The organism is Methylobacterium marchantiae, assembly GCF_042679825.1.
Classification (GTDB): domain Bacteria; phylum Pseudomonadota; class Alphaproteobacteria; order Rhizobiales; family Beijerinckiaceae; genus Methylobacterium; species Methylobacterium marchantiae.
The window spans coordinates 1-25439 of sequence record NZ_JBHTND010000007.1 but is presented as its reverse complement, the minus strand read 5'-3'; the positions used below and the strand labels follow the sequence as shown (position 1 = coordinate 25439).

The 25439-nt window shown below is 64.6% G+C and carries 19 protein-coding genes; 11 read left to right on the top strand and 8 right to left on the bottom strand.

The genetic code is table 11. The features are described from left to right. Window positions 1–27: 27 nt before the first annotated feature. From ACFQ4G_RS07025 to treZ, 3 genes are all read right to left on the bottom strand, one after another. A complete protein-coding gene (locus ACFQ4G_RS07025; RefSeq protein ID WP_238205817.1) occupies window positions 28–3411 on the bottom strand; it encodes a maltotransferase domain-containing protein in 3384 nt (1127 codons plus the stop codon). A 159-nt stretch (window positions 3412–3570) separates the two neighbouring features. Further along, window positions 3571–8481 (bottom strand): malto-oligosyltrehalose synthase, encoded by a 4911-nt coding sequence (locus tag ACFQ4G_RS07020; RefSeq protein WP_238205815.1) that lies wholly within the window; start codon window positions 8479–8481, stop codon window positions 3571–3573. Beyond that, on the bottom strand, window positions 8478–10283 hold the full coding sequence (gene treZ, locus ACFQ4G_RS07015) for a malto-oligosyltrehalose trehalohydrolase (RefSeq protein ID WP_238205813.1): 1806 nt from the start codon (window positions 10281–10283) through the stop codon (window positions 8478–8480). The genes ACFQ4G_RS07020 and treZ overlap by 4 nt, the downstream gene beginning before the upstream one ends. A gap of 314 nt (window positions 10284–10597) precedes the next feature. Here treZ and ACFQ4G_RS07010 point away from each other — a divergent pair, with 314 nt between their 5' ends. Further along, window positions 10598–11068 (top strand): YidB family protein, encoded by a 471-nt coding sequence (locus ACFQ4G_RS07010; protein WP_238205811.1) that lies wholly within the window; start codon window positions 10598–10600, stop codon window positions 11066–11068. Window positions 11069–11117: 49 nt separating this feature from the next. On the opposite strand, the gene mgtE is transcribed toward ACFQ4G_RS07010, so the two are convergent. Next, window positions 11118–12488, bottom strand: a complete 1371-nt coding sequence (mgtE, locus tag ACFQ4G_RS07005; protein ID WP_238205809.1) for a magnesium transporter — start codon at window positions 12486–12488, stop codon at window positions 11118–11120. Between the two features lie 527 nt (window positions 12489–13015). On the opposite strand from mgtE, the gene pqqA (ACFQ4G_RS07000) reads away from it, so the two are divergent. Together pqqA (ACFQ4G_RS07000) and pqqA (ACFQ4G_RS06995) are read left to right on the top strand one after the other, a co-directional pair. Then, on the top strand, window positions 13016–13105 hold the full coding sequence (gene pqqA, locus ACFQ4G_RS07000; RefSeq protein ID WP_019902976.1) for a pyrroloquinoline quinone precursor peptide PqqA: 90 nt from the start codon (window positions 13016–13018) through the stop codon (window positions 13103–13105). Between the two features lie 63 nt (window positions 13106–13168). After that, the gene (pqqA, locus tag ACFQ4G_RS06995) at window positions 13169–13258 is read left to right on the top strand and encodes a pyrroloquinoline quinone precursor peptide PqqA (RefSeq protein ID WP_018042171.1); all 90 of its coding nucleotides are present in this window, start codon (window positions 13169–13171) and stop codon (window positions 13256–13258) included. Between the two features lie 155 nt (window positions 13259–13413). Here pqqA (ACFQ4G_RS06995) and ldtR read toward each other — a convergent pair whose 3' ends face one another. The 3 genes from ldtR to ACFQ4G_RS06980 all read right to left on the bottom strand — a co-directional run bounded on the left by ldtR (window position 13414) and on the right by ACFQ4G_RS06980 (window position 15630). Beyond that, window positions 13414–13926, bottom strand: coding sequence for a transcriptional regulator LdtR (gene ldtR, locus ACFQ4G_RS06990; RefSeq protein ID WP_238208916.1), 513 nt, complete (start codon window positions 13924–13926; stop codon window positions 13414–13416). A 163-nt stretch (window positions 13927–14089) separates the two neighbouring features. Beyond that, window positions 14090–14557, bottom strand: a complete 468-nt coding sequence (locus ACFQ4G_RS06985; RefSeq protein ID WP_238208917.1) for a DUF6163 family protein — start codon at window positions 14555–14557, stop codon at window positions 14090–14092. Then, the gene (locus ACFQ4G_RS06980) at window positions 14554–15630 is read right to left on the bottom strand and encodes an enoyl-CoA hydratase/isomerase family protein (protein WP_238208918.1); all 1077 of its coding nucleotides are present in this window, start codon (window positions 15628–15630) and stop codon (window positions 14554–14556) included. The genes ACFQ4G_RS06985 and ACFQ4G_RS06980 overlap by 4 nt, the downstream gene beginning before the upstream one ends. Before the next feature lie 233 nt (window positions 15631–15863). Between ACFQ4G_RS06980 and hemB the strand changes: the two genes are divergently transcribed. The 5 genes from hemB (at window position 15864) to ACFQ4G_RS06955 (ending at window position 19986) form a co-directional block, all read left to right on the top strand. Beyond that, entirely contained in the window at window positions 15864–16919 is a 1056-nt protein-coding gene (gene hemB / locus ACFQ4G_RS06975; protein ID WP_238208919.1) for a porphobilinogen synthase, read from the top strand. A gap of 1 nt (window position 16920) precedes the next feature. Next, entirely contained in the window at window positions 16921–17277 is a 357-nt protein-coding gene (locus tag ACFQ4G_RS06970) for a hypothetical protein (RefSeq protein ID WP_238208920.1), read from the top strand. Window positions 17278–17501: 224 nt separating this feature from the next. Then, entirely contained in the window at window positions 17502–18512 is a 1011-nt protein-coding gene (locus ACFQ4G_RS06965) for a methyl-accepting chemotaxis protein (protein ID WP_238208921.1), read from the top strand. 116 nt (window positions 18513–18628) lie between these two features. Continuing rightward, complete coding sequence (locus tag ACFQ4G_RS06960) at window positions 18629–19129, top strand: RDD family protein (protein WP_238208922.1); 501 nt, start codon at window positions 18629–18631, stop codon at window positions 19127–19129. A 110-nt stretch (window positions 19130–19239) separates the two neighbouring features. After that, window positions 19240–19986: an arginyltransferase gene (locus ACFQ4G_RS06955; protein ID WP_238208923.1), complete on the top strand. Its 747-nt coding sequence runs from the start codon at window positions 19240–19242 to the stop codon at window positions 19984–19986. A gap of 25 nt (window positions 19987–20011) precedes the next feature. On the opposite strand, the gene ACFQ4G_RS06950 is transcribed toward ACFQ4G_RS06955, so the two are convergent. After that, a complete protein-coding gene (locus ACFQ4G_RS06950; protein WP_238208924.1) occupies window positions 20012–22177 on the bottom strand; it encodes a TonB-dependent receptor in 2166 nt (721 codons plus the stop codon). 450 nt (window positions 22178–22627) lie between these two features. Between ACFQ4G_RS06950 and purB the strand changes: the two genes are divergently transcribed. The 3 genes from purB to ACFQ4G_RS06935 all read left to right on the top strand — a co-directional run bounded on the left by purB (window position 22628) and on the right by ACFQ4G_RS06935 (window position 25311). After that, window positions 22628–23935: an adenylosuccinate lyase gene (gene purB, locus ACFQ4G_RS06945; protein WP_238208925.1), complete on the top strand. Its 1308-nt coding sequence runs from the start codon at window positions 22628–22630 to the stop codon at window positions 23933–23935. Window positions 23936–24034: 99 nt separating this feature from the next. After that, window positions 24035–24880 carry a D-amino-acid transaminase gene (locus ACFQ4G_RS06940; RefSeq protein WP_238208926.1) on the top strand — a complete coding sequence of 282 codons (846 nt, stop codon included), beginning with the start codon at window positions 24035–24037 and terminating at the stop codon, window positions 24878–24880. Between the two features lie 92 nt (window positions 24881–24972). After that, on the top strand, window positions 24973–25311 hold the full coding sequence (locus ACFQ4G_RS06935) for a hypothetical protein (protein ID WP_238208927.1): 339 nt from the start codon (window positions 24973–24975) through the stop codon (window positions 25309–25311). Window positions 25312–25439: the final 128 nt, after the last annotated feature.

Below are 25439 nucleotides of genomic sequence, written 5' to 3'. Positions count from 1 at the left end.
CGAGTTTTTCTGCTGACACGCGGATGCTTACTCCGCAACCCGCCGGGGCGCGCGGAGACGCCAAATCACCACGGAACGGTCAGTCGGATCGAGGGCGATGCGATGGGACTTGCCGCGCAGCTCGAACTTGTAGCCGAGCAGAAGATCCTCCACCTCCACGGCGCCGTCATCAGGCTCTCCGAGGAGCCAGAGCGGAATTTCGTAGGTGCATTCCTGACGGTTCTTCGGATCGAGATTGACCATCACGAAGATGCAATTGTCGCCCTCCGGCGTCGCCTTGGCATAGGCGACGATCTGGTCGTTATAGGCTCCCGTGAAGGTGATATTGCGGAAGTCCCAGAGTGCCGGATTCTCCTGCCGGATCCGGTTCAGCTTGATGATATGCGAGCGGATGTTGCCCGGCGCATGATAATCCCAAGCCTTCAGCTCGTATTTTTCGGAGTTGAGGTATTCCTCCTTGCCCGGATACGGCGCGGCCTCGCACATCTCGAAGCCGTTGTAGATGCCGTAGACCGACGACAGGGTCGCGGCGAGGGTCGCTCGTACGATGAAGCCGGCACGACCGCTGGTTTGTAAATAGACCGGGTTGATGTCCGGCGTGTTGGCGAAGAAGTTCGGACGATAGTACTCGCCCATCTCGCCGGCGAGTTCGGTGGAATAGTCGATGATTTCCTGCTTCGTGTTGCGCCAGGTGAAATAGGTGTAGCTCTGCTGATACCCGGCCTTGGCGAGCTTCTTCATCATCTTTGGCCGTGTGAAGGCTTCGGCGAGGAAGATCACGTCCGGATAGCGGGCATTCACCTCGGCGATCATCCATTCCCAGAACGGAATCGGCTTAGTGTGCGGGTTGTCGACCCGGAATATGCGCGCACCGAGTTCGGCCCAGCCCATGACGATGTCGCGCAACTCGATCCAGAGCGAGGGCAGCGCACCGCCGTAGAAATGCACGTTGGAGATGTCCTCGTATTTCTTCGGCGGATTCTCCGCGAATTTCAGGGTGCCGTCGGGCCGCCACTCGAACCATTCCGGGTGGTTCTTGATCCAGGGATGATCGGGCGAGCATTGGATCGCGAAGTCGAGCGCGACCTCCATGCCGTAGGCGTGGCTCGCCGCGACCAGCCGACGAAAATCGTCGAGGGTGCCGAGTTCGGGATGCACCGCCTCGTGGCCGCCCTCCTCCGAACCCACCGCGTAGACGGAACCGACATCGCCCGGCAACGCCTTCAGGGTGTTGTTCTTGCCCTTGCGATTGGTCCTGCCGATCGGGTGAATCGGCGTGAAGTAGAGCACGTCGAAACCGAGTTCGCGGATCTCGGGCAGGCGCCGGATCACGTCGTCGAACGTGCCGTGGCGGCTGACATCCATCGATTGCGAGCGCGGAAAAATCTCGTACCAAGCCGAAAACCGCGCTGCCAGACGGTCGGCGATCACCGGCACGTTCACGGGATAGCGCGAGAGGTTGACCCGCTCGGCATGCCTACGGATCAGGGAGGCGGTCTCGGGTGCGAGGATGAGGTCGAGCTGAGCGGAAGACCCCGTCTCCTGCGCCCCAAGGGCGGACACGATAGCCTGCAAACGTGCCTGATCCGGGCCCGAGGCGAGATCGGCGGCTCCCTGGACGAGAGTGACGCCCTCGATCGTCTCGAGCCGGACGTCGACCCCCGCGTCGCGCTTCTTCAGCGTGTCGCGGACCCAGGACGAGAAGGCATCGCGCCAAGCCTCGATGGTGAACTCGTAGCGAGCATTGTGTTCGAGCGGGAATGAGCCGGTCCAACGATCGTTGTCGACGAAGACCATGCGATCGGAGCGCCATTCCTCCTCGCCGGCGATACGCGACAGGATGGCGGCATCGATGATCTCGTGGCCGTCACTGAAAATGTCGGCGGCGACGACCACCTGCTCACCAACGACACGCTTGATCGGGGAACGCCCACCGTCGATCTCAGGCGCTACCGCCTCGATGACGACTCGGCCTTTGCCGGAGGGAGTGGTGGGCTTCGGTGCCTTCGCCGCAGACTTACGGGCTGCAGCGAGGATGCGAACCTCGCCGGGGGCCAGATCGAAATTGGTTCCGGGAAGGAAATCGATCGGTTCCGCCTCCGGCGTGAAATCCTCGAAGCGGCCGAGCATGCCGCCCGTCCGCGCGACCAGCGGACCGGCATCCACCGCCACTGCCGTGGGGCCAGGATTGAACAGGACGAGTGTCGCATGCTGCGCCGACGCACCATGCCCGGTGTCGAATTTCAGAAGCGCGACATAGGCCGCATCCGGCGCCGACACCCGCGTCTGCGCACCCTCGACATTGGCAGAAGCGAGACTGGCCTTCAGCGCGTTGATGGCCGCGACATAGCCGGAAATATCGATGCCAGTCTCGGATTCGCGCGAAGCGGTGGTCGTCTCGACCACGTGCAGAGCGCGGCGATAGCCCCATTCGTAGCCGATCGGCAGCAACACACCGGCCGAGAAGAAGGCGGCCAGCGCATAACGGGCCTTGAGGTGGCGTGCAACGCTTTCAGGCCCGCCGGTAAGCCCCGCCGCGAGGCGCGGCATGTCGTGGTTCTCGGGAAAGGCGATGGAGGGAGCGATGACACGCAGGCGATCGTATTGCTCGAGCGCCCACGGCGCTTTCAGGTCCCACCAAGCAAACGAATTGAAGAGGTAGTCGAACCCGGCACCAGCCGTGGCCTGCGCTTCCTCGAACGTGCAGCCCAGCGTCTCGGCCGCGAAGAGACAATCGGGTTCGAGCGCCTTGGCGGCTCCGATCAGGAGCCTCCAGACGTCCGGCGGTACTTTGTAGGCGGCGTCGCAGCGGAACCCGCGGACTCCGAGGTCCTGCATCCGGTTGATATAGCCGGCCCACAGCCGGGTCAGTTCTTCTCTGGCATCGGCCGAGTGGTAGTTCAGCTCGGCGAGATCGCCCCAGACCGTACGGATCGACGGATCGTCCGGGTCGATTGCGGCAGGGCTCTCGATGTTTCCGGCCTCGTCGCGCAGGAACAGGTCAGGCCGGCTCCGTGCGAGCGGCCCGTCCTTGGCCGTGTGGTTGATGACGAGGTCCGTCATAACCCCGATGCCGTGCTCAGCCGCCGCCGCGCAGAAGCGACGGATCTGCTCGTCGTCGGAAGTGCCGTCATGATCGCGGAACCGCTCGTCGAGGCGATCGGGGTCGGAGACGGCGTAGAGGCTGCGCGAGCCGCCGGTCTCGTGGAACGGGTTGAGATAGACCCAGTCGAACCCCATCCCCGCGATGCGCGGAAGCTCCGCCGTCCACGCGGAGACCCGCCCGACGAGAAGCGGGAAGAGGTTGTAGATCCGCGGCCCCTCGGCGCGGGGGGCGAGACCCACAGGCAACGCCACAGTTCCGGCTTCGGTCCGCTTGGCGGAGATCTTGGCTGGGTTCGGTGCGTTCATGCGTACTCCGTTATCGTTCGATAAATCCTCCCCGTCCGGGATCCCGCGTCATCGTTGCGGGTCGCAGAAAGAAGGGTGCTGCCCTCGATGGAAGGTCGCACTGGTTCGACGTCCGCACAGCGGTCGCTCATCCCTAGAGTGAGCAATCGCCGGCGGGGTTCAGTGGACGCGTTTCAGAACGGCGTAAGGCAAACGCGCGAACAGCCTACCGAGATCAATCGACATGCCATCGGGATCGACATCGGCTCCCGTCATCAAATCGACCCACCGGCTCCCCGCCGCGACCGGCAGGACCGTGCCGCCGAAGGCCTCACCCGACCACGACGCGTCACCGACAAGGCCGGAGACGAGCCGAGGCACGGCAACGAGGAGATCACCCTCCCCGCTCGTGGCATCCGAACGTGTGAATGCGATGACATGGGCGCTCAATCGACCCTCGGCCGTCACCGCGAGATGGTCGGCATCGGCATAGAAACTGGGTCTCTCCGCTCTATCGGCAAGGAGCCGCGCGAGCGTTGCCTGCTTGATCCGTCCGTCCGGCCAGTGATCGAGCAAGCCGGCGAGATCGGCGGTCTCGTTCAGTGCGTTCGCGCGTGCCGTGTAATCGACGGGACGCCGGTTGTCGGGATCAACGAAGGAAAAATCCCAAAACTCGGTGCCCTGGTAGATGTCGGGCAGGCCCGGGAGAGTCGCCTTCAGCACGGTACGTCCGAGGCCGGCGATCATTCCGAGATGGGCGAGGCGCCTCGCGATCGGCCGCATCAGCGTCATGAACTTCGAGCCCGGCGCGATCAGGCCTGCGAAAAGCCGCTTGACCGCCGCTTCGTACTGCTCGTCGACATTGACCCAGCTCGACCGGCGCTTCCCTTCGCGGAGGGCTTTCTCGGAATAGGCGTCGAGCCGCTCGCGGAATTCCTCGATCTCGGCCTGATCGTCACCCTCCAACAACTCGAGGGGCCAGGCGCCGAGAATGGCCTGCAGGAACATCCACTGATCGTTGGCATCCGGTGCCGGACCATCTTCCGTGGTGGTGAGATGGGTACGGGCCGACTGGCCGAGGATGGTCCAGGCCTCCGCCCAGACCTCCGGAATCTCCGACAGAGCGAGCAAGCGCGAGCGCGCATCCTCACCGCGCTTGGTGTCGTGGGTCGCCGTTGTGATCATGGCGTTGGGCCAGTCTCTGGCCCGCGCCGCCTGAAGCGCATGAAAATGCTCCAGATCGATGCCGTATTCTCCCGGATCGCCGCCGACCTCGTTCAGGGCGAGCAGTTCCGAGAACCGGTAGAACAGCGTGTCCTCCAGGCTCTTCGCCATGACCGGGCCGGTGAGCTGCTGGAACCGACGGCGGAACCGCAGGATCACAGCGGGATCGGGGCGTCCGGGACCGACGATATCGATCCGCCCGAGCAAAGCTTGCGAAGCGAAATCGTGGACCGACCTGTCCGGCAGGGCGCTCCACCGTTTGGCCTTCGCGACCGCCCCCTGAATGAGGCGGATGTCCTCGTCCTCGACATCGCTCTCGTCGAGATCGCCCGGCAGGTATGAACGGTAGGTCGGAAAGCGCGCGATGATCTCGATCAGCGCCCGGCGGATCGCGTTCACCGAGAAGTCGCGGGTGCGCCGGTCCGCGTCGGCGATCCGCTTCAGGTCGGCGGTGAGCACTTCGAGCTCGCTGGCGAAGCTGATCTCGAGAATTTCAGCCTTGGCTGCGCGCAGCTGGGCCGAATAGGGCTCGTCCATGCCCGTGGCCCAGCGATAGAACCGGGTGATCCGGGTATGCTTCTCCTGGTCCACCAGGATGCCGTCGAGCTGGTTGAGCACGTCGTAGCCGGTAGTGCCGGCGACAGGCCAGGGCCTCAGCTTCTCGCCGGGCTCGAGGATCTTCTCGACGACGACGTAGAAGCCCGGGCCCACCGCGCTCTGCAGGGCACGCGCATAGCCCTGCGGATCGGCCAGACCGTCGATATGGTCGATCCGCAGGCCGTCGATCCGCCCCTCGGAGATCAGGCGGAAAACGGTCTCGTGCGAACGGTGGAAAATATCGGATTTCTCGACCCGCAGGCCGGCGAGGCCATTCACGTCGAAGAAGCGGCGGTAGTTGATGTCGCTGGCCGCCACGCGCCAATGGGCGAGCCGATAGGATTGCTGCTCGAGAAGCCGATGCAAGGGCCCGAAACTGTCGGGCCTTCCCTCGAAACCGTTGAGCAGGGTCAGTGTCCGCTCGATCGCCCTGGCGATGGCGGGCGATGCCGCGACGGCATCGGCCAGCCTGCGCTTGAGGTCGTCCGCCTCGTCCGGGAAGGCGCGGCGGCGCTCCGGATTGGTCTCTTCGTTCATCAAGCGAAGGCGTTCGGAGACGGCGAGCACCTCGGCCGCCGCGTCGTCGCCGATCTCGCCATGCGCGGCGAGAGCCCGGTTGAGGATCGAAGGATATTGGAGCGGACAGATCGGGAACTGGTGCTCGTAGTGCCAGACGCTGAAGGCGCCCGCCTCCGCGTCGTATTTCAAGTCGAGGGTGCCGTGTTCGAGTGCCTCGCCGTAGCGGTCACCGAGGAACGGAATGACGAGGTTATTACGGGCGCCCTGCCGCTTCCAGTCGATGTCGAAGGCGTGCGACAGCGGGGAGAGGTCGCCCCATTCGAGCACGGACAGCCACCACGGATTGTCGGCGCCGCCGACGCCCATATGGTTCGGCACGATATCGAGCAGCAGCTTCAGGTCATGTTGCTTCATGACGTCGGAGAAGCGAACGAAGCCCTCCTCGCCGCCGAGCTCGGGGTTGATCGTCGAATGATCGACGATGTCGTAGCCGTGGGTCGAGCCTGGCCGCGCTTTCTGGATGGGCGAGGCATAGACGTGGCTGATGCCGAGCTTCGCCAGATAAGGCACGATCCGCTCGGCATCGGCGAAGGTGAAGTCCTTGTGGAACTGCAGCCTGTAAGTCGCCCGCGGCGGCGGCGAGGCGAGCCTCGCCGCACCTGAACGGGGACCGCGCTCCTCGGCCGACAATGCGGCGGCGAGCTTGGCCAGCGGCCCGCCCGGTGCGGCGATAGCCTCCAGGCTGCGATCGAGCTTTCGCCGCCAGTTCGGATAGCCCTCCGTCGAGCCCGGCACATTGGCCTGGCTCAGCTCGGAGACGACGTCCTCGTATTGCACTGCCGTCAGCATGGAAGGCGCGCGTGCGAGATAGCGGGCCGCGGCCTCGAACGGCGCTATCTCGGGTATGTCGTAGTTCGGCAGAAGCTGTTCAGAGGCGAGGGCCTCGGTGAGACGCGCGCGCTCGGTGACTCGCTCCCGGCGTTCGGATTCGGCCCGTTCGGCATCGTAGAGGCCGAGCGCCTGGCGGGTGTCCGTATCGACACCGCGCCACCAGCCGACGAAAGTCGGCAAATCGTGCGTTGTGATCGCCGTCAGGGCGTCGCGGGGATAGGCACCGGGACTCTTGAAGCGGCCGCCGTGCTCGCGCTCGAAGGCGAGGATGCGATAGCTCAGGATACCGGCCTGCATCAGCGCATCGGAGAAGCCCTCGGGCGCGGTGCCCAGATCCTCGGCGATGACGAGACACTTGGCGCGGTGGCTCTCCAGCCGGAGCACCGCCAGCATCGGCTCGAAGGGCATGGCGACGTAGGCCCCATCCTTCGCCGACCCCGTGATCGGGATGAGGAACAGGCGCGCGAGCTGGAACGCATGGTCGATGCGGATCGCGCCGGCATGGCGCATGTTTGCCTGGACCAGAGCGCGAAAAGCGGCGAGCCCGTCGCGCTCCATTTCCAGCGGATGGAAGGCGGGAAGGCCCCAATCCTGCCCCTTGGGAGCGAGGAGATCGGGCGGCGCTCCGATGGACACGCCATTGGCGAACCGCTCGGGATGCGACCAGACCTCAGAGCCTCCACGGTCGGCGCCGACCGCGAGATCGCGATAGAGCCCGAGCCTCATGCCGCTTTCAAGGGCGGCTCTCGATGCGTCGGACAATTGGCGATCGGCGAGGTACTGAAGCCAGATATGATAGGTCACAGCCTCGGCATGGGCTTGGGCAAACGCCTCCACGGCCGGCGTACCGGCGCGACGCATCTCCTCCGGCCAGTCGCCGGACCAGTAGGCGCCGAGCGCCTTGTAATAAGCGGACAGCGCCTCGAACGTCCCATGGGCTTCGAGATCCGGCCCACCCGCCTCACGGAACGCCGAGAAGGCGGGATCGTCGCCCGCCCGCGCCGGGGATTCCAGCCAGAACGCCGCGAGGACCGGGGACAGAACCTCCCAGATGCCGGGATGGTCGACGAGGGTCGCGGCCTGCAGGCTCTCTACCTGAGAGGCTTTGTCCGCCAGCAGAGCAGCGGCGCGCGAACCGGCGAAGCCGGGGAGTACGCCGGGTTCGATGAACAGGGTTTCGAGGAACAGGCGAGAGGATGGCGAATAGGGCGAGATCTTGCCGCGATCCGACTCGAACAGCGCATGGACGGGGCTCAGGCCCAGAAATGAGGCGCCGCGGATACCGGCATCCCGCGCGGCGCGGCCCGCATCGGCGTAGCTGCCGATGCCCAGATTGTGTGGCGAGCGCAGGCCGTAGAGCTGCGCGGCGAGGCCCCAATCCCGCGCCCCCTCATCGGCATAAGCGGCCGGGCGCCAGCAGCGCTGCGGCGCGGAGATGACCCAGGATTCGGACTTCCTGTCGCCGAAAGCCACGGTGAGCCGATGGTAGCCCGGCGTCAGGGGCGGCAATTCGATACGGGGTTCACCAGCGCCCGTGATCGACGCCCTCCCCTCCCGCGCGAGGCCGCGCTCGTCGACGAGGCGCCACGATACGGCGCCATGTGCTTCCGCGGCCTGAACCGGGATCGTGGAGGCACGCCGCGCTTCCACCGGAATGAGCGACGGGACGAGCCCGAGCCGGACGAATTCCACCTCCGCGAGGCTCTTCGCGATCTCGTCGTCGGTGGCTGCGGGGAAACCCAGGGCGGCGACCATGCCGCGCCGGGTTTCAAGCCCGGTTTCGACGGGCTGGCCGAACGCGTCGGTGTAGCCGGAGGCGATGCCGAGAAGATCGGCGAGGCGTTCGAGGTCGCGGCTCATCGGGCGGCTCCCGTCAGCACGATGCCCGTCCAAGTGGGAAGCTCGATCTCGCTGCCCGTATGACCGTTCGACCAGATCACCTGACCTCCATGGGAATCGACGGCGAGGGGATCTGCGCCGAAATTGGCGACGAAGCGCAAGGTGCCTCCGGCATAGCGCCACGTCACGTCGAGGGAATCCGGGGACGGCCGGGTCACGTCGGCCCCGAGATAGCGTGTCTTCGTCAGGGGCACGACGGATTGGTGCCGGATCTGGAGCAGGTTGCGGGTGTCGGCCCACACACCGCGGTGGGGTTGCCGCTCCGGCTCCGACCAGTCGAGCTTCGAATCGAGGAAGGTCTGCTCCGCCGTGGGATCGGGGATGACCGATGTGTCGTCGGCGAAGGCAGCGAAACTCTTGAACTCACGCCGGCGCCCCTCGCGCACCGCCTTGTTCAGCTCCTCGTCCGGCGCGAAATCGACGAAGAACAGGAACGGCGCCGTGGCCGACCATTCCTCGCCCATCCACAGCATCGGGATCTGCGGAGCAAGGAGCAGGCCGGCTCGGGCCAGGCTCAGCTTGTACGGGTCGCTGAGCGCGCTCAGCCGCTCGCCCAGCGCCCGGTTGCCGACCTGATCGTGGTTCTGGAGGAAGGTGACGAAGGCCGAGGGCGGCAGATGAGCGGAGGGCTCGCCGCGCGGATGGTTGTCGAGGCTCGGGAACGGCTCGCCCTGATAGGCGAACCCTTCCGCGAGGCAGCGGGCGAGATGATCCACCGGCTTGTCGGCGAAGCTGACATAGTAGCCGGCATCCTCACCCGTCAGCAGCACGTGCCAGCAATGGTGAAGGTCGTCGGCCCACTGCGCCGTGTGCTGGATCGGCTGCGCAGTGTCGTCGCGCTCCAGCCATCGCGTCTGATTGGCCTCGTTCTCGAGGACGAGATGGATGTGTCGTCCCGGCAGGCGCGTGCGGATCGTTTCCGCCAATTCACCGATGAAGTGTTTGTCGGAATCGTCGAGGATGGCGTGCACGGCATCGAAACGGATGCCGTCGAAATGGTACTCTTCCAGCCAGTAGAGGGCGTTCTCGATGAAATAGTCGCGCACGACTCTGCCGCTGGTCTCGCCGTCGAAATTGATCCCGGCGCCCCAGGGCGTCTGATGACGCTCGGTGAAGAAGGTCTTGGCATAGGCGTGGAGGTAATTCCCGGCCGGCCCGAAGTGATTGTAGACCGCGTCGAGGAACACCATCAGCCCGAGAGAATGCGCCTTGTCGATCAGGCGCTTGAGGTCTTCGGGACGGCCGTAGGCCGCGTCCGGCGCATAGGGCAGCACGCCATCATAGCCCCAGTTGCGCGTTCCCTTGAAGTCGGCGAGCGGAAGAAGCTCAATCCCGGTGATACCGAGATGGGTCAGGTCTTCGAGCTTGGCCTCAAGGGCGGCATAGGTCCCCTCCGGCGTAGCGGTGCCCACATGCAGCTCGTAGAGCACCGCCTCTTCCCAGGGGCGCCCCATCCACTCACCATCGTTCCAGTCGAAACCCTTCGGATCGATGACCTCGCTGAGGCCCGAAACGTCGTCCGGCTGGAATCGCGAGGCCGGGTCGGGGACCACGAGGTCGCCGTCGATCTTGAACCCGTAGCGCGCGCCCGGTCGAACATCCGGGACGGTCGTACGACGCCAGCCTTCGCCAGCCTCAGGGATCGTATACTCGGTCCCATCGACGACGAGGGCGACGTCTGTAGCGGTCGGAGCCCATACGGCGAACCGGACGCCGCCCTCGGCGATCGTGGCACCGAAATTCATATCGTGGGTGCGCCGCATCAGACCGCCATCTTGTTCATCGGAAATTGTCGTGGCGGAATCGTCCCGGCCACCGGTGAAAAGACTGCCCGGAAGGCTCTGGTTCCCTCGCCGAACAGCTTCGCTTTCGACCTAATGCGCCGGTCGCGGGGGACAACCGCCAAGCAGGCATGTTTCTTGTGCGCTGCGCCATTGAATTGCGGTGGAGCTCGTTCCGAGAAGTCGATGCATCCAGCGGCAGCCGCCGAACGTTGTGGCAGCGTCGCTTCGTGATCGCGACGATGGCCGTTCCGCACTCGTTTGGTGATGACGGCGAATATCAAGGGAGACAGCGCATGAGCCGCGGTTATCCGTCGATGACGGCATTGCTGGGCCTGCTCGCCGTGGCGGGCTACCAGAACAGGGACAAGATCGCAGAATTCCTGGGGGGCGCCTCGAACAAGAACGCGGCCCCGGGAGCGCCGGGGGCCGTGACCGACAACCAGGGTGGTCTCGGTGGCATCCTCGGTCAGCTGGGAGGCGCGCTCGGTGGCGCCGGAGCCGGCGGCCTCCTCGGCGGCGGGTTGAGCGAACTCGTGGAGCGTTTCACCCAGAACGGCCACGGCGAGACGGCCTCGTCCTGGATCAACCAGGGGCCCAACCAGGAAATCGCGCCGCAGAACCTCGAAAAGGCCATCGGCCCCGACATCCTGGCGACCCTCGCTCAGCAGACGGGACTGTCCCGCGAGGAATTGCTGTCCCGCCTGTCGCGCGAACTACCCCAGGCGATCGACCGCTACACCCCCGATGGCAGGGTGCCGGCCTGACGCTCCTTCTCCTCCCGGGCGGCCGTCCGCCCGGGAGGTTCGCCCGGCGTCAGAGCAGCGTGCCCTTCAGGATCAGCATGGCCACCGAGAAGTAGATGACGAGGCCGGTGACGTCGACGAGGGTCGCCACGAACGGCGCCGAGGCCGTCGCCGGATCGAAGCCGAGACGCTGGAGGACGAAGGGCAGCATCGATCCCGTCAGCGAGCCGAAGGTGACGATGCCGACGAGCGCCGCGCCTACCGTGGCGGCGACCAGCATCCAGTGTTCGCCGTAATCGTAGAGCCCGGCCTTCTGCCAGACGACGATGCGCACGATGCCGATCGTCCCGAGGATCGCGCCGAGGAGCAGCCCCGTCGGCAACTCGCGCAGGGCCACTCGCCACCAATCCCGCAGGCGGACCTCGTTGAGGGCGAGCGCGCGGATCAGGAGCGACGTCGCCTGACTGCCCGAATTGCCGCCCGAGCTCATGATGAGCGGGATGAACAGGGTCAGGACGATCGCCTTCTCCAGTTCTCCCTCGAAGCCCTGCATGGCGGTGGCGGTCATCATCTCGCCGAGGAACAGGGCGCAGAGCCAGCCGGCCCGCTTCCGGATCATGGTCCCGAAGCCGATATCCATGTAGGGCTCTGGCAGCGCCTCCATGCCGCCGAAGCGTTGGACGTCCTGAGTCTGCTTCTCGACCATGGCGTCGATCATGTCGTCGACGGTGACGATGCCGATGACATGGCCGACCGCATCGACCACCGGCAGGGCCAGCAAGTCGTATTTCGAGATGAGCCGCGCCGCCTCCTCGCGGCTGGCGGTGGGCGAGACGGCGAGCGGCCGACGCCCCGGCGCGACGCTGAGGACATTGTCGCCCGGATTGCCGGAGATCAGCCGGCGCAGAGGCACGGATTTCGTCAGTGCCCGCGTGCGCGGATCGAGGACGAAGATCGCGTAGATCGTCTCGCGGGTCTTCTCCACCGTACGGCAATGGTCGAGGGTCTGCTGCACCGTCCAGTTGCCGGGCACCGCGACGAATTCCGTCGTCATCAAAGAGCCGACACTTTCCTCGCCGTAGGCACTGAGACGGTCGATCGTGCCCCGCGTCTCCGCGTCGAGCCGTGCCCTGAGATCGGAGCGCCCAGGCTCCTCGATTTCGCGGAACACGTCCGTCACCCGGTCCGCCGACATGCCCGACAGGTAGGAGGCGACGCGGTCGCGCGGCAGCATCTCGATGATATCGGCGGCATGATCGAGTTCGGGCTGGTCCAGCACCTCGACCGCCCGCTCGTGGGGCAGGCCGAGCAGAATCGCGGCGGCGACCTCGGGAGCCTCCTCGTTCAGGGCCTCGACGATATCGGGCGCGCGTTCGTCCGATAGCCGGGCGGCCAGCACGGAGGGATCGACGTTGTTGGGAAAGGTGGCGATCTGGTTCATGGGCTCACCTCGCTGGAGGGTCGCGATCGGGCCGTGTTCGGCCGGATCGCGGTGAGCCGCGATGAACCCGTCAGGGTCTCAGGCGGTCAGAACGATATCGGCCGTGCACGTAGGATCGTTGGGACTGTCGCTGGGCATGGATTGTGAATTCGGGCTCCAAGATTTCCTCGTCCGATCTGCACATGCACATCGCGAAGGGGAAGTCGTCGGCGGCGCTCGCATGCGCTCCCCGGGATGAGGCGTCAAGCCGGTTTTGGCGCAGCCGCGTAGGGTATCGGCAGATATCTTCTGAACCGATCGGCCATGCATCTGTCCTGTCGCACAGCATCGACCCCGGAACAGCGACGGCAGGGGATCAGACACCAAAAACCGGCATCATATCGCTGAAACTGACGTGATTTTTCCTCAAAACAGCCGATGGCCAGCCGATTTGACCGTTCATATGAAAAATATAAGTCTCGTGTCCACTTGTATTGCGCCCAACACATCGCCTATGTTCGGGGTGTCGAACACGAAGGAGTTTTGCCATGAAGTGGTCTGCCCCCGTCGTTCAGGAAGTTTGCGTCGGCATGGAAGTCACCAGCTACGAGTCGGCGGAAATCGATCCCTTCAACTAAGGGATCGGAGCCCTTTCGGGCCCGTGTCACCAAGCCAAATCAACCTCAAACCGGAGAAACGTCATGACCTGGTCTGCCCCCATCGTTCAGGAAGTCTGCGTCGGCATGGAAGTCACCAGCTACGAGTCGGCCGAGATCGACACCTTCAACTAAACCGATCGCTCCCAGGAGCGATCAGGAATGGGCGGCATCCCATGTGGGATGCCGCTTTTTTCTTGTCGGTCCGGCAGAAGACATATGCGCAAACGTCCAGGAGCCGGATGACATGACCATCCGGCTCCTGGACGTTTGCGTGGAATGACGCGGCCTCAGAGCCGGTAGCGGATCTGGTCGGTCCAGAAGCGCTCGAGGCGACCCAGCGCCAGATTGAGCCGGCCGAAATCGTCGTCGGAGATTCCGCCGATCGGCTGGATCGTGCGGGCGTGCTTGTCGTAGAGGCCCTGGATGATGTCGTGAATGGTTCGGCCCTTCTCGGTGAGGCTGATTCGGACCGAGCGGCGGTCGGTCTTCGACCGGGCATGGTGAAGGTATCCGGCCTCGACGAGCTTCTTGACGTTGTAGGAGACGTTGGAGCCGAGATAGTAGCCCTTGGTCCGCAGCTCGCTCGCCGTCAGTTCCTTGTCGCCGATGTTGTAGAGGAGCAGGGCCTGGACGCTGTTGACGTCCTCGCGGCCCCGACGCTCGAACTCGTCCTTGATGACGTCGAGCAGGCGACGGTGAAGACGTTCCACGAGATGCAGGGCTTCCAGATAGGAACCGTGCGCGGGGTTGGTCTCGGTGGAAGTATTGGTGTCGATCACCTTGGCGGACTGGGACTTCATCGGGATGCCTCGTCAGGGTTTTGTGGCGGGTGCCGTTGTGTCCGGCACCGCTTATGAAGCCAACCTACGAGTCACGGATGAAAGACGGTTTAAGCGATAGGATGAATTTGCGATTTACCTCTGTCGGTAAATACAAAGTGAAAGTAATTCTGTAAGATGTTGTTTACCTGACCTCGCGGGCGGCCGCCCAAGACAAAGCAAAGTATATCACGATGATTCCACCGTGAACTGCTATGGCCGGCAGTGGCATCGGCAGCAGGTGCGGAGTCAGGATCGCCAGGGTCACGGCACTCGTGGCGGCGAGCAGCCAGACGACGCCACCCCAAGCGCTGGTCAGCCACAATCCGATCGCCGCCATGAAGTCGATGACCGCGAAATAGACGATGACGGTCTGGCGACCGAGCGGTTCCGCTTCGAAAGGACGTGCACCGGGAAAGACGTCGAGAATCGTCGCCCATGTCGAGATGCCCTTCGCCACCCAGAACAGGGCCGTGAGGCGCATGAACCAGACCAGCACCACGTCCCAGCCCGTCTGCGGCACGCGCGGCGACCGCTCGATACGGTCGCCGGACATTTCGCTGGCGCGCCCGCGTCCGTCACGCGTCGCGCCGACCTTGGTCAGTCCCCTCATGACGAGATCCTTTCCGATCCATCGAAACGCGGCTCGTTGCCGTCAGGCAGTGCGGTGAAGGCATCGGCGACCGAGGCGGGATCGACCGCCGCGATCGTGGCCGGTCGCCAGTCCGGCCGATTGTCCTTGTCGACGAGGACCGCACGGACTCCTTCGTGGAAGTCGTGCCAGCGCATGGCGCGCATCGCGAGACGATACTCCGTGAGTATCGCTTCCTGGAAATCCATGGCGATGCCCCGCCGCATCTGCTCGTAAGCGATGCAGAGCGAATGCGGGGACCGCGTGCGCATGAGGGCTGCGGTCTCCGAGGCGAAGGCGGACCCGTCCGCATCGAGCCTCGCCAGGATGTGCTCGACGCCACAGCCTGAGAAACACGCCGCGATCGTCTCCGCCTGTTCGGTGACGGGGCCTGGATCCGGATAAGGAGAGGCGTAGCGACCGAGAATCGCCTCGATGGAGCCCCCCTTCGCGAGGTCTTCGACGATCCTCTCGAAATCGGCCGCCACGGCGTGATGCGTGGCGAGCCCGAGGGCGAGGGCATCGCCCGGACCGATCCTGGCACCGGTCAGGGCGAGGTAGGTTCCAGTACGCCGCGGCAGGCGCGGCAACGAATAGGTCATCCCGACATCGGGAAAGAAGCCGATCCCCACTTCCGGCATCGCCAGCACGAAGCGCTCGGAGGAGATACGATGGCTACCGTGCAGGAAGAGCCCGACCCCGCCGCCCATCACGATGCCCTCGATCAAGGCGACATAGGGCTTCGTGTAGCGCTTCACATAGGCGTTGAGCTGATACTCGGTGAGCCAGAATTTCCGCACCTCGTCATGCCGGTTCTGGCGGGCGAGGTCGTAGATCTGCCGGATGTCGCCGCCGGCGCAGAACGCCCGGCCGCCGCGACCGCGCACCACCACGCGGGTGATCGTCTCGTCGCACTCCCAGGCGGCAAGCGCATCATACATCGCCGTCGACATGGCGAAGGTGAGCGCGTTGAGGGACCGGGGCCGGTTCAGGGTGATGACGCCCGCTTCACCGTGCCGCTCGAACAGGATCTCCGGCTCGCCTGCGCCCGTCATTCATCACCTCCGATAAGCCTCCGGCCCGAGGCCGCCTGCCTCTGGCGGATCGATGGGACTCCGCCGCCACTGCGTCGGGCGCGTAGGGAAAAAGTCGCGTCCGGGGCGACGCTTAGACGAACTCTGCCATGCCCCGTCAATCGGGCAGCGGCGATCGGCCCGGGTTTCGAAGAGTTTTGGGGATGTGATAGGCCGACCCCGACGCGCCCGTGACGAGCATCGAGACGGATACCATGACCGAAGCGACCCCGACCCCGCGTCCTCTCGCCGTCGAAACGGCCAAGGCGAGTTCCACTGCGTCGCTTGGCATCACGCAGCGGCCGCGGCGCAACCGCAAGGCGGAATGGTCACGTCGCCTCGTGCGCGAGAACACCCTGACGGTGGACGACCTGATCTGGCCGCTCTTCGTCATCGAGGGAACCGGACGTCGCGAGCCCATCGCCTCGATGCCGGGAGTCGAACGCCTCAGCGTGGACGAGATCGTCCGCGATGCGGAGCGCGCGGCCCGGCTCGGAATCCCGGCGATCTCGTTCTTTCCCTATACCGATCCGGCCCTGCGCGACCCGACCGGCTCGGAATCGCTCAATCGCGACAACCTCGTCTGCCGCGCCGTGCGGGCGGTGAAGAAGGCGGTGCCGGAAATCGGCGTGATGACCGACGTCGCCCTCGATCCCTATACCAGCCACGGCCATGACGGCCTCATCCAAGACGGGGCGATCCTCAACGACGAGACGGTCGCGCTCCTCGTGGAGCAGAGCCTGATCCAGGCCGAGGCGGGCACCGACATCATCGCACCGTCCGACATGATGGACGGCCGCGTCGGCGCGATCCGGGTCGGGCTCGACAAGGCCGGTTTTCGCGACGTTCAGATCATGGCCTATGCGGCCAAATACGCCAGCGCTTTCTACGGACCGTTCCGCGATGCCATCGGAACGTCCGCGGCCCTGGTGGGTGACAAGCGAACCTACCAGATGGATCCGGGCAATTCGGCGGAAGCCTTGCGCGAGGTCGCCCTCGACATCGAGGAGGGCGCGGATTCGGTGATGGTCAAGCCGGGCCTGCCCTATCTCGACATCATCCGTCGGGTGAAGGACGCGTTCGGCGTACCGACCTTCGCCTATCAGGTCTCGGGCGAGTACGCGATGATCCAGGCGGCCGCCCTCAACGGCTGGCTCGACGGCGACCGCGCCATGACCGAAAGTCTGCTCGCGTTCAAGCGCGCCGGTGCCGACGGCATCCTCACCTATTTTGCGCCACGGGTGGCCGAGCGCCTGCGCGACGGCATCTGAGATGCGCCTGCGGGCCGTCGCGGCCCTCGGCAGCATCCTGTTCCTGGCCGGCTGCGACAGTTCCATCGACCGACAGCGGGTGACGACCTGCCGACGGACCCTTCCCGCCCTGGTGGCGACGGATCTCGACCCGCGTCTGCTGCATGTCGGCCGCGGTTCGGCGCCCGAGAGCGTGCGCGTCGACTACGCGATCGGCAATCGCCCGCATCGCATCGACTGCCTGTTCGATGACGGTGCTGGACTGATCGGTATCCGCCTGGATCATAAGGCGGTCACCGGCGGAGCGCTTTTCATGCTGAAGCGATACTATCTCGATACGCCCGACGCCGAAGCGAGCGATCCCGCATCCGCGCGATAGGCATTCGCATAGACGTGGCACCCTTATTGCGTCGATTTTGACCGGTGGAACAACGACGTTTTCTCCGAACCGTCTCGTTCACATCGCTGTCCTGCCGCTGACTACGAAACCTACACTATGTTCCGAGATTTAAAGTACCAAGCTTCGAGCCTGGTTCGCGCATTTTGAGGGTTGCTATGTCGACGAAATGCAACGAAGCGATTCAGCCGGCCGATAACCTGTCGATGCTCGTCGAGACATCGACGCGGCAGCTCAAGTCGCTCACCGATCACAGTATCGGATCGATCAAGTCGATCACCCGGCGGATGAACCTGCTCGCCATGAACGCGCTCATCGAGGCGGCCCATGCCGGTGAACGCGGTGCCGGATTCTCCGTCGTCGCCAACGAGGTCCGCAGCGTGGCGGGCGAGATCGAAGGGCTCGTGTCCGGTCTCGGCAGCGCGCTGGGCGACGGCGTCGATAGCCTGACGAAGGCGGTGGAGCATCTGACGAGCGAAGGGCGAGCCGCGCGCTGCATCGATCTGGCGCTCAATGCCGTCGAAATCATCGATCGAAACCTTTATGAACGGACCTGCGACGTCAGATGGTGGGCGACCGATGCCGCCGTCGTCGAATGCGCCCTCGATCCGACGGAGGCCGCGCGGAATCACGCCTCGCACAGGCTGGGGGTCATCCTCTCCGCCTACACGGTCTATCTCGATCTCTGGCTCTGCAGTGTCGACGGCAAGGTCATCGCCAACGGGCGCCCCGATCGGTTCGATGTCGTCGGCCACGATGTGAGCCAGGAGCCCTGGTTCGCCCGCGCCAAGCCTCTGGCTTCCGGCGACGATTTCGCGGTCGCCAACGTGGCGCGGATCGCCGCACTGAACGGATCGCAAAGCGCGACCTACGTCGCCTCGGTTCGCGAAGGCGGCGAGACCAACGGCAGGCCGATCGGCTTTCTCGCCATCCATTTCGACTGGGAGCCGCAGGCTCGCACCATCGTCCAGGGCGTTCGCCTCGCGCCTGCGGAGAGAGCCCATAGCCGCGTCATGCTGCTCGATGCGGACGATCGCGTCATCGCCTGCTCGATGGGCAAGGGCATCCTGTCCGAGCGCTATCCGCTGCGGACCGAAGGGCAGAGACAGGGAAGCTACATCGACAGGTCCGGCCGGCTCGTCGCGTTCCATGAGACGCCAGGCTACGAGACCTATCGCGGCCTCGGCTGGCGCGGTGTGATCGAACAATCCGCCTGATCCCGCGGCGACGGAGCGGAGGCGACCTTGAGCGGAGATGGTCTTGAGCGGAGACTTGGTCCCTCCCATGTCTTCTCACGAAGGAGAATCGTCTCCCCTCGAAAAGGCTCCCGGCCATGCTCAACACGCCTCCTGGCTACGACCCCGCCGGCTATGCCGAGCGCTACGGAACCGGCTTTCCGCCGAATCTCCCGATACCCTTCGTGCGGGCAAGTCTCGGGGCGCGTTTCGTCGCCTATCTCCTCGACATCCTGTTCATCCTCGGCTTCACCGCTCTCCTCACTCTCGCGATTGCGGTCCTGGGGCTTCTGACGTTCGGTCTCGGCTGGACATTGTTCGCGATCCTGCCCGCGAGCGGCATTCTCTACAGCGCGGTCACGGTAGGCGGTGCCTCCCAGAGCACCTGGGGGATGCGCATGATGGGCCTGCGCGTCGTATCCCCGGCGAGCGGCGTGCGTGTGGACTTCATCACCGCCGCGATTCACGCGCTCCTGTTCTACGTCGCGATCTCGACGTTCCTGCTCTGGTTCGTCGACATCCTGTTCGGACTGATGAGGCCGGACCGCCGGCTCGGACATGACGTCCTCGTGGGTCTCGCCGTCATCCGCGCCGGGTGAGATTTTCTTTGATCCGCGCCGCCTCGGCATATTGAGCCCGGAGCGGTTGCGGATACACTCAAGGATGCGGGGCGCGTGGCGTGCCTCGCATCCCGCGAGCTACTGACAGCGTGACGAGCCATCCCCGCGACACTCCGCAATTCTATCTCACGTCGCCTTCGCCCTGCCCGTATCTGCCGGGACAGGAAGAGCGGAAGGTGTTCACGCATCTGGTGGGCCGCCGCGCCCGCGATCTCAACGAAATCCTGACCCAGGGCGGCTTCCGCCGCTCGCAGACCATCGCCTATCGGCCGGCCTGTGAGTCGTGCCGCGCCTGTATCTCCGTTCGGGTCGTGGTGGCGGATTTCATCGCCTCGGCCAGCCAGCGGCGCATCCTACAGCGCAATGCTGACCTCGTCGGCAATCCCGAACCGAACCGCCCCGGCTCGGAGCAATATGCCCTCTTCCGCCGCTATCTCGATGCCCGTCATGGCGACGGCGGCATGGTCGACATGACCGTGCTCGACTACGCCATGATGATCGAGGACAGCCACGTGGACACGCATCTCGTGGCCTATCGCCGGCGCGGACCGGACACGGCGATCAACGGACGCGGCACCGGCCCGACCGTGGCCCTCTGCCTCACCGACGTCCTCTCCGATGGGCTGTCGATGGTCTATTCGTTCTACGATCCGATCGAGGCCCAGCGCTCGCTCGGGACCTACATGATCCTCGACCATATCCGTCGGGCCGCCTCCCTCGGTCTGCCGTATCTGTATCTCGGATACTGGGTCGATGGCTCGCGGAAGATGGATTACAAGGCCCGTTTCCGGCCGCAAGAACGGCTGATGGGGACCGGCTGGCAGCGGGTGGAGTAGCTCCCACCCGCTGTAGAGCGTCTTTTCAGAACCGGGCGATGACCTGAGCCCGGATGAGCCTGGGAGCGCCCGGGCTGATGTTGTTGTTGCCGTCGGCCGTCGCGACATACTTCCGGTCGAACACGTTCTCGATGTTGACCTGCGCCCTCCAACTGTCGTTCAGGCGATAGAACAGCCCGAGATCGAACCGCGTATAGCTCGGCAGCCGGACGGAATCATCGGACGCCGCGAAGGTGTGGGTCTGGTTGATGACGCCGATGCCGAAGGAGAATTCCGGCGTCACGTCGAACTTGTTCCACAGCGTGACGGCATTGAACGGTACCAGGGCGACACGATTGCCCGGACGGATGACCGTGGCGCCCTGGCTGAAGCCGCTCTCGATCCGCGCGTCGGTGAACGCATAGCCTCCGGCGATCTGCCACCAATCGGTGACGTAGCCGTTGGCGCCGATCTCGGCCCCCTGCGTCTTGGTCTGACCGCTGGCGAGAAAGAAGCCGGCGTTGTTCGGATCCGGAAGGCGCTGATTGAAGCGGTCGAGGTTGTACAGGGCGCCCGTCAGCTGAAGCGTCGATGAGACGTCGACCTTCAGGCCGACCTCCATGTTCTCGAAGCGTTCAGGCTCGGAGATCGCGAGCCCCGGCGACAAGGTGCCGAATTGGTCGCCTGCGGACGGGAGATAGGACACGCTGTAGCTGCCGTACACCGCGACGTTCTCGACGGGCTTGATGACGATGCCGGCGCGCGGCGAGATCAAGTCGTCGACACGGCCGACGGCGACCCGGTCGCGCCGATCGGTGGCGGAGAAATCGAAGTGGTCGTAGCGCAGACCGCCGATCAGTTGCAGGTGAGGACCGATTTCCACTTGATCCTGGGCGTAGAGAGCAGCGAGCCCGAGATCGTAGCGGCTGTTGGCACCGCTTGCGATGTTACGGAAGGTGACGGGAACCCGGCTCACCGGTGACATCGCATTGACCACGAGATTCTGCGATCCATTCGACGCGAAGAATCCATCCTGACGATATGTCAGGCCCTCCTGATAGCCGAGCTCGAATCCTGCCAGCAGAGTGTGGAGCAGAGGCCCGGTCGCGAACTTGTAGGTGAAGTCGTTCTGGCTGAAATAATTCGTTCGGTTGGACTCGTTGTTGTACGCGGACAGCGTCGCGGTGTCTCCGTTCGGACCGGATACGACATTGGACCGGATATTGGGGTAAACGTTCTGGTAGAACTTCTGGTAATCGGCGAATCTCAGCTGGCTGTGCATCTGCACACCGGTTTCGAAGCGATGATCCAGGGTGGCGGTGGCGATGTTGGCGTCGACCCGGGCGTAGCTGAGATCGGGATTGCCGAAGTAGGTCGAGACATTCTGGCGATAGCGATAAGGCCGGCCGAATTGCGAGGGAATACCGCGATCGGTGGTGCGATCGTCGTGGAAGTATTCGTAAGAGAGCTTCAGCGTCGTATCCGGACCAAGCAGGAACGTCATCGTCGGATTGACGCCGTAGCGTCGCAGATCGCCGTAATCGCGGAAGGTACCGCTATCCTCGACGACGCCGTTGAGGCGGAAGAAGGCGCCGTCACTCACGCGGTCGCCGACATCGACGGACATGCGTTTGTTGCCGTATTGGCCGCCCTGGAGCACGACCTCGCGAAGCGGCACCCCGTCGGGGTCCTTCAGCACACGGTTGATGATGCCGCCGCCGCCGCCGCGGCCGAAGATCATGGCGTTCGGGCCCTTCAGCACTTCGATGCGCTGGACGTTGTAGAGATCGCGGAAATACTGGACGTCGTCCCGGATGCCATTGACGAAAAAATCGGCGTTGGAGCGCTGCCCGCGGATCACCACGTCGTCGCGATTACCCTCTCCCTGGTGCGGGATGACGCCGGGAACGTAGCGGATCGCCTCGGTGACGCTCTGGATACCCTGATCGAGAATCTGCTGGCGGGTGACGATGCTCACCGATTGCGGCGTGTCGATCAGGGGCGTGTCGGTCTTCGTCGCGCTCCGGGTCCTCGTCGTCAGGTAGCCGATGCTCTCGCCACGCGCAGCGTCCACGTTGAGCTGGTCAAGAGTGATGGCGACAGGGGATCTCGCATTGCCGACACTGTCCTGTGCTCGGGCAACATCGGCACCAACCAGGTAGGTGGCCGTCAATAAAACTACAGGTTGATACTTTCCGAAATGGAAGAACATGGGCCTACTTCGTCCGTCTTAGAAATATAATTCGGGGACATAGACGCGATAATCTGATTTATAGCGCCTAAGTCTTATCTCTATGAAGAATATATCGGCGGTGAAACAGTCTTAACGAAACGAGTAACGATTTTAATTTCAGAAAGACTCTAATAAACGTTCCAGAACACGCGCTAACTGCCGGGCTCGAATGCCGAAAGAGGCGAGGGATTGTTTCCTAGATTGTTTCTGAACTGTCTCTCTGCGCCGCCCTTCGATGTAAAATTGACACAGGTTAATTCAGGTCTGGCGCCGGGATGCGTTGAGCGAGGCGGCCGCTCATGCTAGGCGCCGGCCTCGACTGGTGCATTCCGCGGGCGCTTCCGGCGCCCGGCGGCTCCCCATGGCCATTGCGGCGCGAGGGGGCTTCGCGGGAGACACCGACCCTGACGCGTTGACCCGAGGCGCCGCATGATCCCCCGTTACAGCCGCCCCGAGATGACCGCGATCTGGTCTCCCGAATCCCGGTTCCGCATCTGGTTCGAGATCGAAGCGCACGCCACCACGGCGCTGGCCGAGATCGGCGTGGTGCCGAAGCAGGCGGCCGATACGATCTGGGAGAAGGGGCGCGACGCGGTTTTCGATGTCGCGCGTATCGACGCGATCGAAGCCGTGACCAAGCACGACGTCATCGCCTTCCTCACGCATCTCGCCGAGATCGTCGGTCCCGACGCGCGGTTCGTGCACCAGGGCATGACCTCGTCGGACGTGCTGGACACCTGCTTCAACGTCCAGCTCGTGCGCGCCGCCGACATCCTGATCAAGGACGTCGATGCGCTTCTCGCGGCGATCAAGCGCCGGGCCTTCGAGCACAAGCTGACCCCGACGATCGGTCGCTCGCACGGTATCCATGCCGAGCCGGTGACCTTCGGCTTGAAGCTCGCCCAGGCCTATGCCGAGTTCGAGCGCGCCCGCGCCCGTCTCGTCGCCGCCCGCGAGGAAGTCGCCACCTGCGCGATCTCGGGCGCCGTCGGCACCTTCGCCAATATCGACCCGCGCGTGGAAGAATACGTCGCCAAGGCCATGGGTCTTACCCCCGAGCCGGTCTCGACCCAGGTCATCCCGCGCGACCGCCACGCCATGTTCTTCGCCACCCTGGGCGTCGTCGCCAGCTCCGTCGAGCGTCTCTCCATCGAGGTGCGCCACCTGCAGCGGACCGAGGTGCTCGAGGCGGAGGAGTTCTTCTCGGAGGGGCAGAAGGGCTCGTCGGCCATGCCCCACAAGCGCAATCCCGTGCTCACCGAGAATCTCACCGGGCTCGCCCGCATGGTGCGCTCCTTCGCGCTTCCCGCCATGGAGAACGTGGCGCTGTGGCACGAACGCGACATCTCGCATTCCTCGGTCGAGCGTATGATCGGCCCGGACGCCACGGTGACCCTCGACTTCGCCCTGGCGCGGCTGACCGGCGTGATCGACAAGCTGCTGATCTACCCCGAGCAGATGCAGCGCAACCTCGACAAGCTCGGCGGTCTCGTCCATTCGCAGCGGGTGCTGCTGGCTCTGACCCAGGCCGGCGTCTCGCGCGAGGATGCCTATCGGCTGGTCCAGCGTAACGCCATGCCGGTCTGGCGCGGAGAGGGCGATTTCCTCACCCTGCTGAAGGCCGATGCGGACGTTACCGCGTCCCTGACCCCCGAGCAGATCGAGGAATGCTTCGATCTCGGCTACCATTTCAAGCACGTGGACACGATCTTCACGCGGGTGTTCGGCGAGGCCTGATCGCGGGCGAGACCTCGCGGTCATTCACGCTGCACATTTCGTGCTTCGAGACCTCCTGACGGCACAGCAGCCGTACCTGTTCGGACGAGAGGAAGTCCCATGTCGCGCATCGTCTACGTCAACGGCGAGTTCGTGCCTTTCGAGGCTGCCACCGTCTCGATCATGGACCGCGGCTTCCTGTTCGCCGACGGGATCTACGAGGTGTCGGCGGTGCTGGGCGGTCGCCTCGTGGACAACGAGGCGCATCTGGCGCGGCTCGACCGGTCGCTGGGCGAGATCGGCATCCGCAATCCCCATCCGACCAACGAGTGGGTGCGGCTCCAAACCGAGCTCGTCCGACGGAACGAGCTCGCCGAAGGCCTCGTCTACATGCAGGTGACGCGCGGCACCTACGAGAGGGATTTCGCCTTCCCGCCCGCCGAGACGCCGCCGACCGTGGTGATGTTCACGCAGGCCAAGACGGTGGCCAGGAACCCCGTCGCCGAGCGCGGCGCCAAGGTCATCACCGTTCCCGACATCCGCTGGAAGCGGCGGGACATCAAGTCCGTGGCGCTCCTCGCCCAGGTCCTGGCGAAGCAGGAAGCCGCGAAGGCCGGCGTATCGGAGGCCTGGATGGTCGAGGACGGCTTCGTCACCGAGGGGTCGTCGTCCACCGCCTTCATCATCACCGGCGGAAAGGTCGTCACCCGCCCGCTCTCCACCGCTCTCCTGCCCGGCATCACCCGTCTCGCCGTCATGCGTCTCGCGGAAGAGGCAGGCCTGACGATCGAGGAACGGCTCTTCTCGGTGGAGGAGGCTTTCGCCGCCGAGGAAGCCTTTTTCACCAGCGCCTCGGCCTTCGTGATGCCCGTAGTCGAGATCGACAGCTGCAGTCTCGGCGACGGAGCACCCGGCCCTCTGACCAAGCGCTTGCGCGCCCTCTACCTGGAGATGGCCGGGGCATAGCGGCGGGGCCGCGCCGCTCGGTCGTCCCGCGCTTCAGCAGGAACTCCATCGCCGTCGGAGCGGTTTGTCCCCCAACTCCTTGGGGGATCTCGATGTCGAAACCGCTTCGTCACGCCGCATTACTCGTCGTCGCCCTGTCCGCCTCTGGCGCCTACGCCCAGTCTCCGGACGTTCCCCTGAAGGGCCGCGACACCTCGCCGAACATTCCACCCTCGACCGAGACGGTGCCGGAGAAGGTTCGCCCTTCCGAGGACGGTAACGGCGGTTCGACCTTGAGCGACAAACTCGAAAAGAATGACGGCGTCATCAAACCGCCGGGCAATTCCGCTCCGGGCATGGTCGTCAAGCCTCCCGAGACGGAGAATAGCGGCATGCCGGTGATCAAGCCCGGCCAATTGCCCGGCCGCGAACCGGGGACCGAAGCACGGTAAGAATCGGGCGTTCCAGAGAGTTCGGGCCAGGGGAATCGCATTTGAGGATTTGATGTAGCGCCGGTTTGGGAATTGGGCTTCTGCGAGGCTTTTGGAGGGCATCGCATGCGGAGCCTGATCACGATCCT

Coding starts and splice junctions, on each gene's coding strand:
- ACFQ4G_RS07025 (WP_238205817.1), bottom strand. CDS start 3,411: ATGAACGCACCGAACCCAGCCAAGATCTCCGCCAAGCGGACCGAAGCC.
- ACFQ4G_RS07020 (WP_238205815.1), bottom strand. CDS start 8,481: ATGAGCCGCGACCTCGAACGCCTCGCCGATCTTCTCGGCATCGCCTCC.
- treZ (WP_238205813.1), bottom strand. CDS start 10,283: ATGCGGCGCACCCACGATATGAATTTCGGTGCCACGATCGCCGAGGGC.
- ACFQ4G_RS07010 (WP_238205811.1), top strand. CDS start 10,598: ATGAGCCGCGGTTATCCGTCGATGACGGCATTGCTGGGCCTGCTCGCC.
- mgtE (WP_238205809.1), bottom strand. CDS start 12,488: ATGAACCAGATCGCCACCTTTCCCAACAACGTCGATCCCTCCGTGCTG.
- pqqA (WP_019902976.1), top strand. CDS start 13,016: ATGAAGTGGTCTGCCCCCGTCGTTCAGGAAGTTTGCGTCGGCATGGAA.
- pqqA (WP_018042171.1), top strand. CDS start 13,169: ATGACCTGGTCTGCCCCCATCGTTCAGGAAGTCTGCGTCGGCATGGAA.
- ldtR (WP_238208916.1), bottom strand. CDS start 13,926: ATGAAGTCCCAGTCCGCCAAGGTGATCGACACCAATACTTCCACCGAG.
- ACFQ4G_RS06985 (WP_238208917.1), bottom strand. CDS start 14,557: ATGAGGGGACTGACCAAGGTCGGCGCGACGCGTGACGGACGCGGGCGC.
- ACFQ4G_RS06980 (WP_238208918.1), bottom strand. CDS start 15,630: ATGACGGGCGCAGGCGAGCCGGAGATCCTGTTCGAGCGGCACGGTGAA.
- hemB (WP_238208919.1), top strand. CDS start 15,864: ATGACCGAAGCGACCCCGACCCCGCGTCCTCTCGCCGTCGAAACGGCC.
- ACFQ4G_RS06970 (WP_238208920.1), top strand. CDS start 16,921: ATGCGCCTGCGGGCCGTCGCGGCCCTCGGCAGCATCCTGTTCCTGGCC.
- ACFQ4G_RS06965 (WP_238208921.1), top strand. CDS start 17,502: ATGCTCGTCGAGACATCGACGCGGCAGCTCAAGTCGCTCACCGATCAC.
- ACFQ4G_RS06960 (WP_238208922.1), top strand. CDS start 18,629: ATGCTCAACACGCCTCCTGGCTACGACCCCGCCGGCTATGCCGAGCGC.
- ACFQ4G_RS06950 (WP_238208924.1), bottom strand. CDS start 22,177: ATGTTCTTCCATTTCGGAAAGTATCAACCTGTAGTTTTATTGACGGCC.
- purB (WP_238208925.1), top strand. CDS start 22,628: ATGATCCCCCGTTACAGCCGCCCCGAGATGACCGCGATCTGGTCTCCC.
- ACFQ4G_RS06940 (WP_238208926.1), top strand. CDS start 24,035: ATGTCGCGCATCGTCTACGTCAACGGCGAGTTCGTGCCTTTCGAGGCT.
- ACFQ4G_RS06935 (WP_238208927.1), top strand. CDS start 24,973: ATGTCGAAACCGCTTCGTCACGCCGCATTACTCGTCGTCGCCCTGTCC.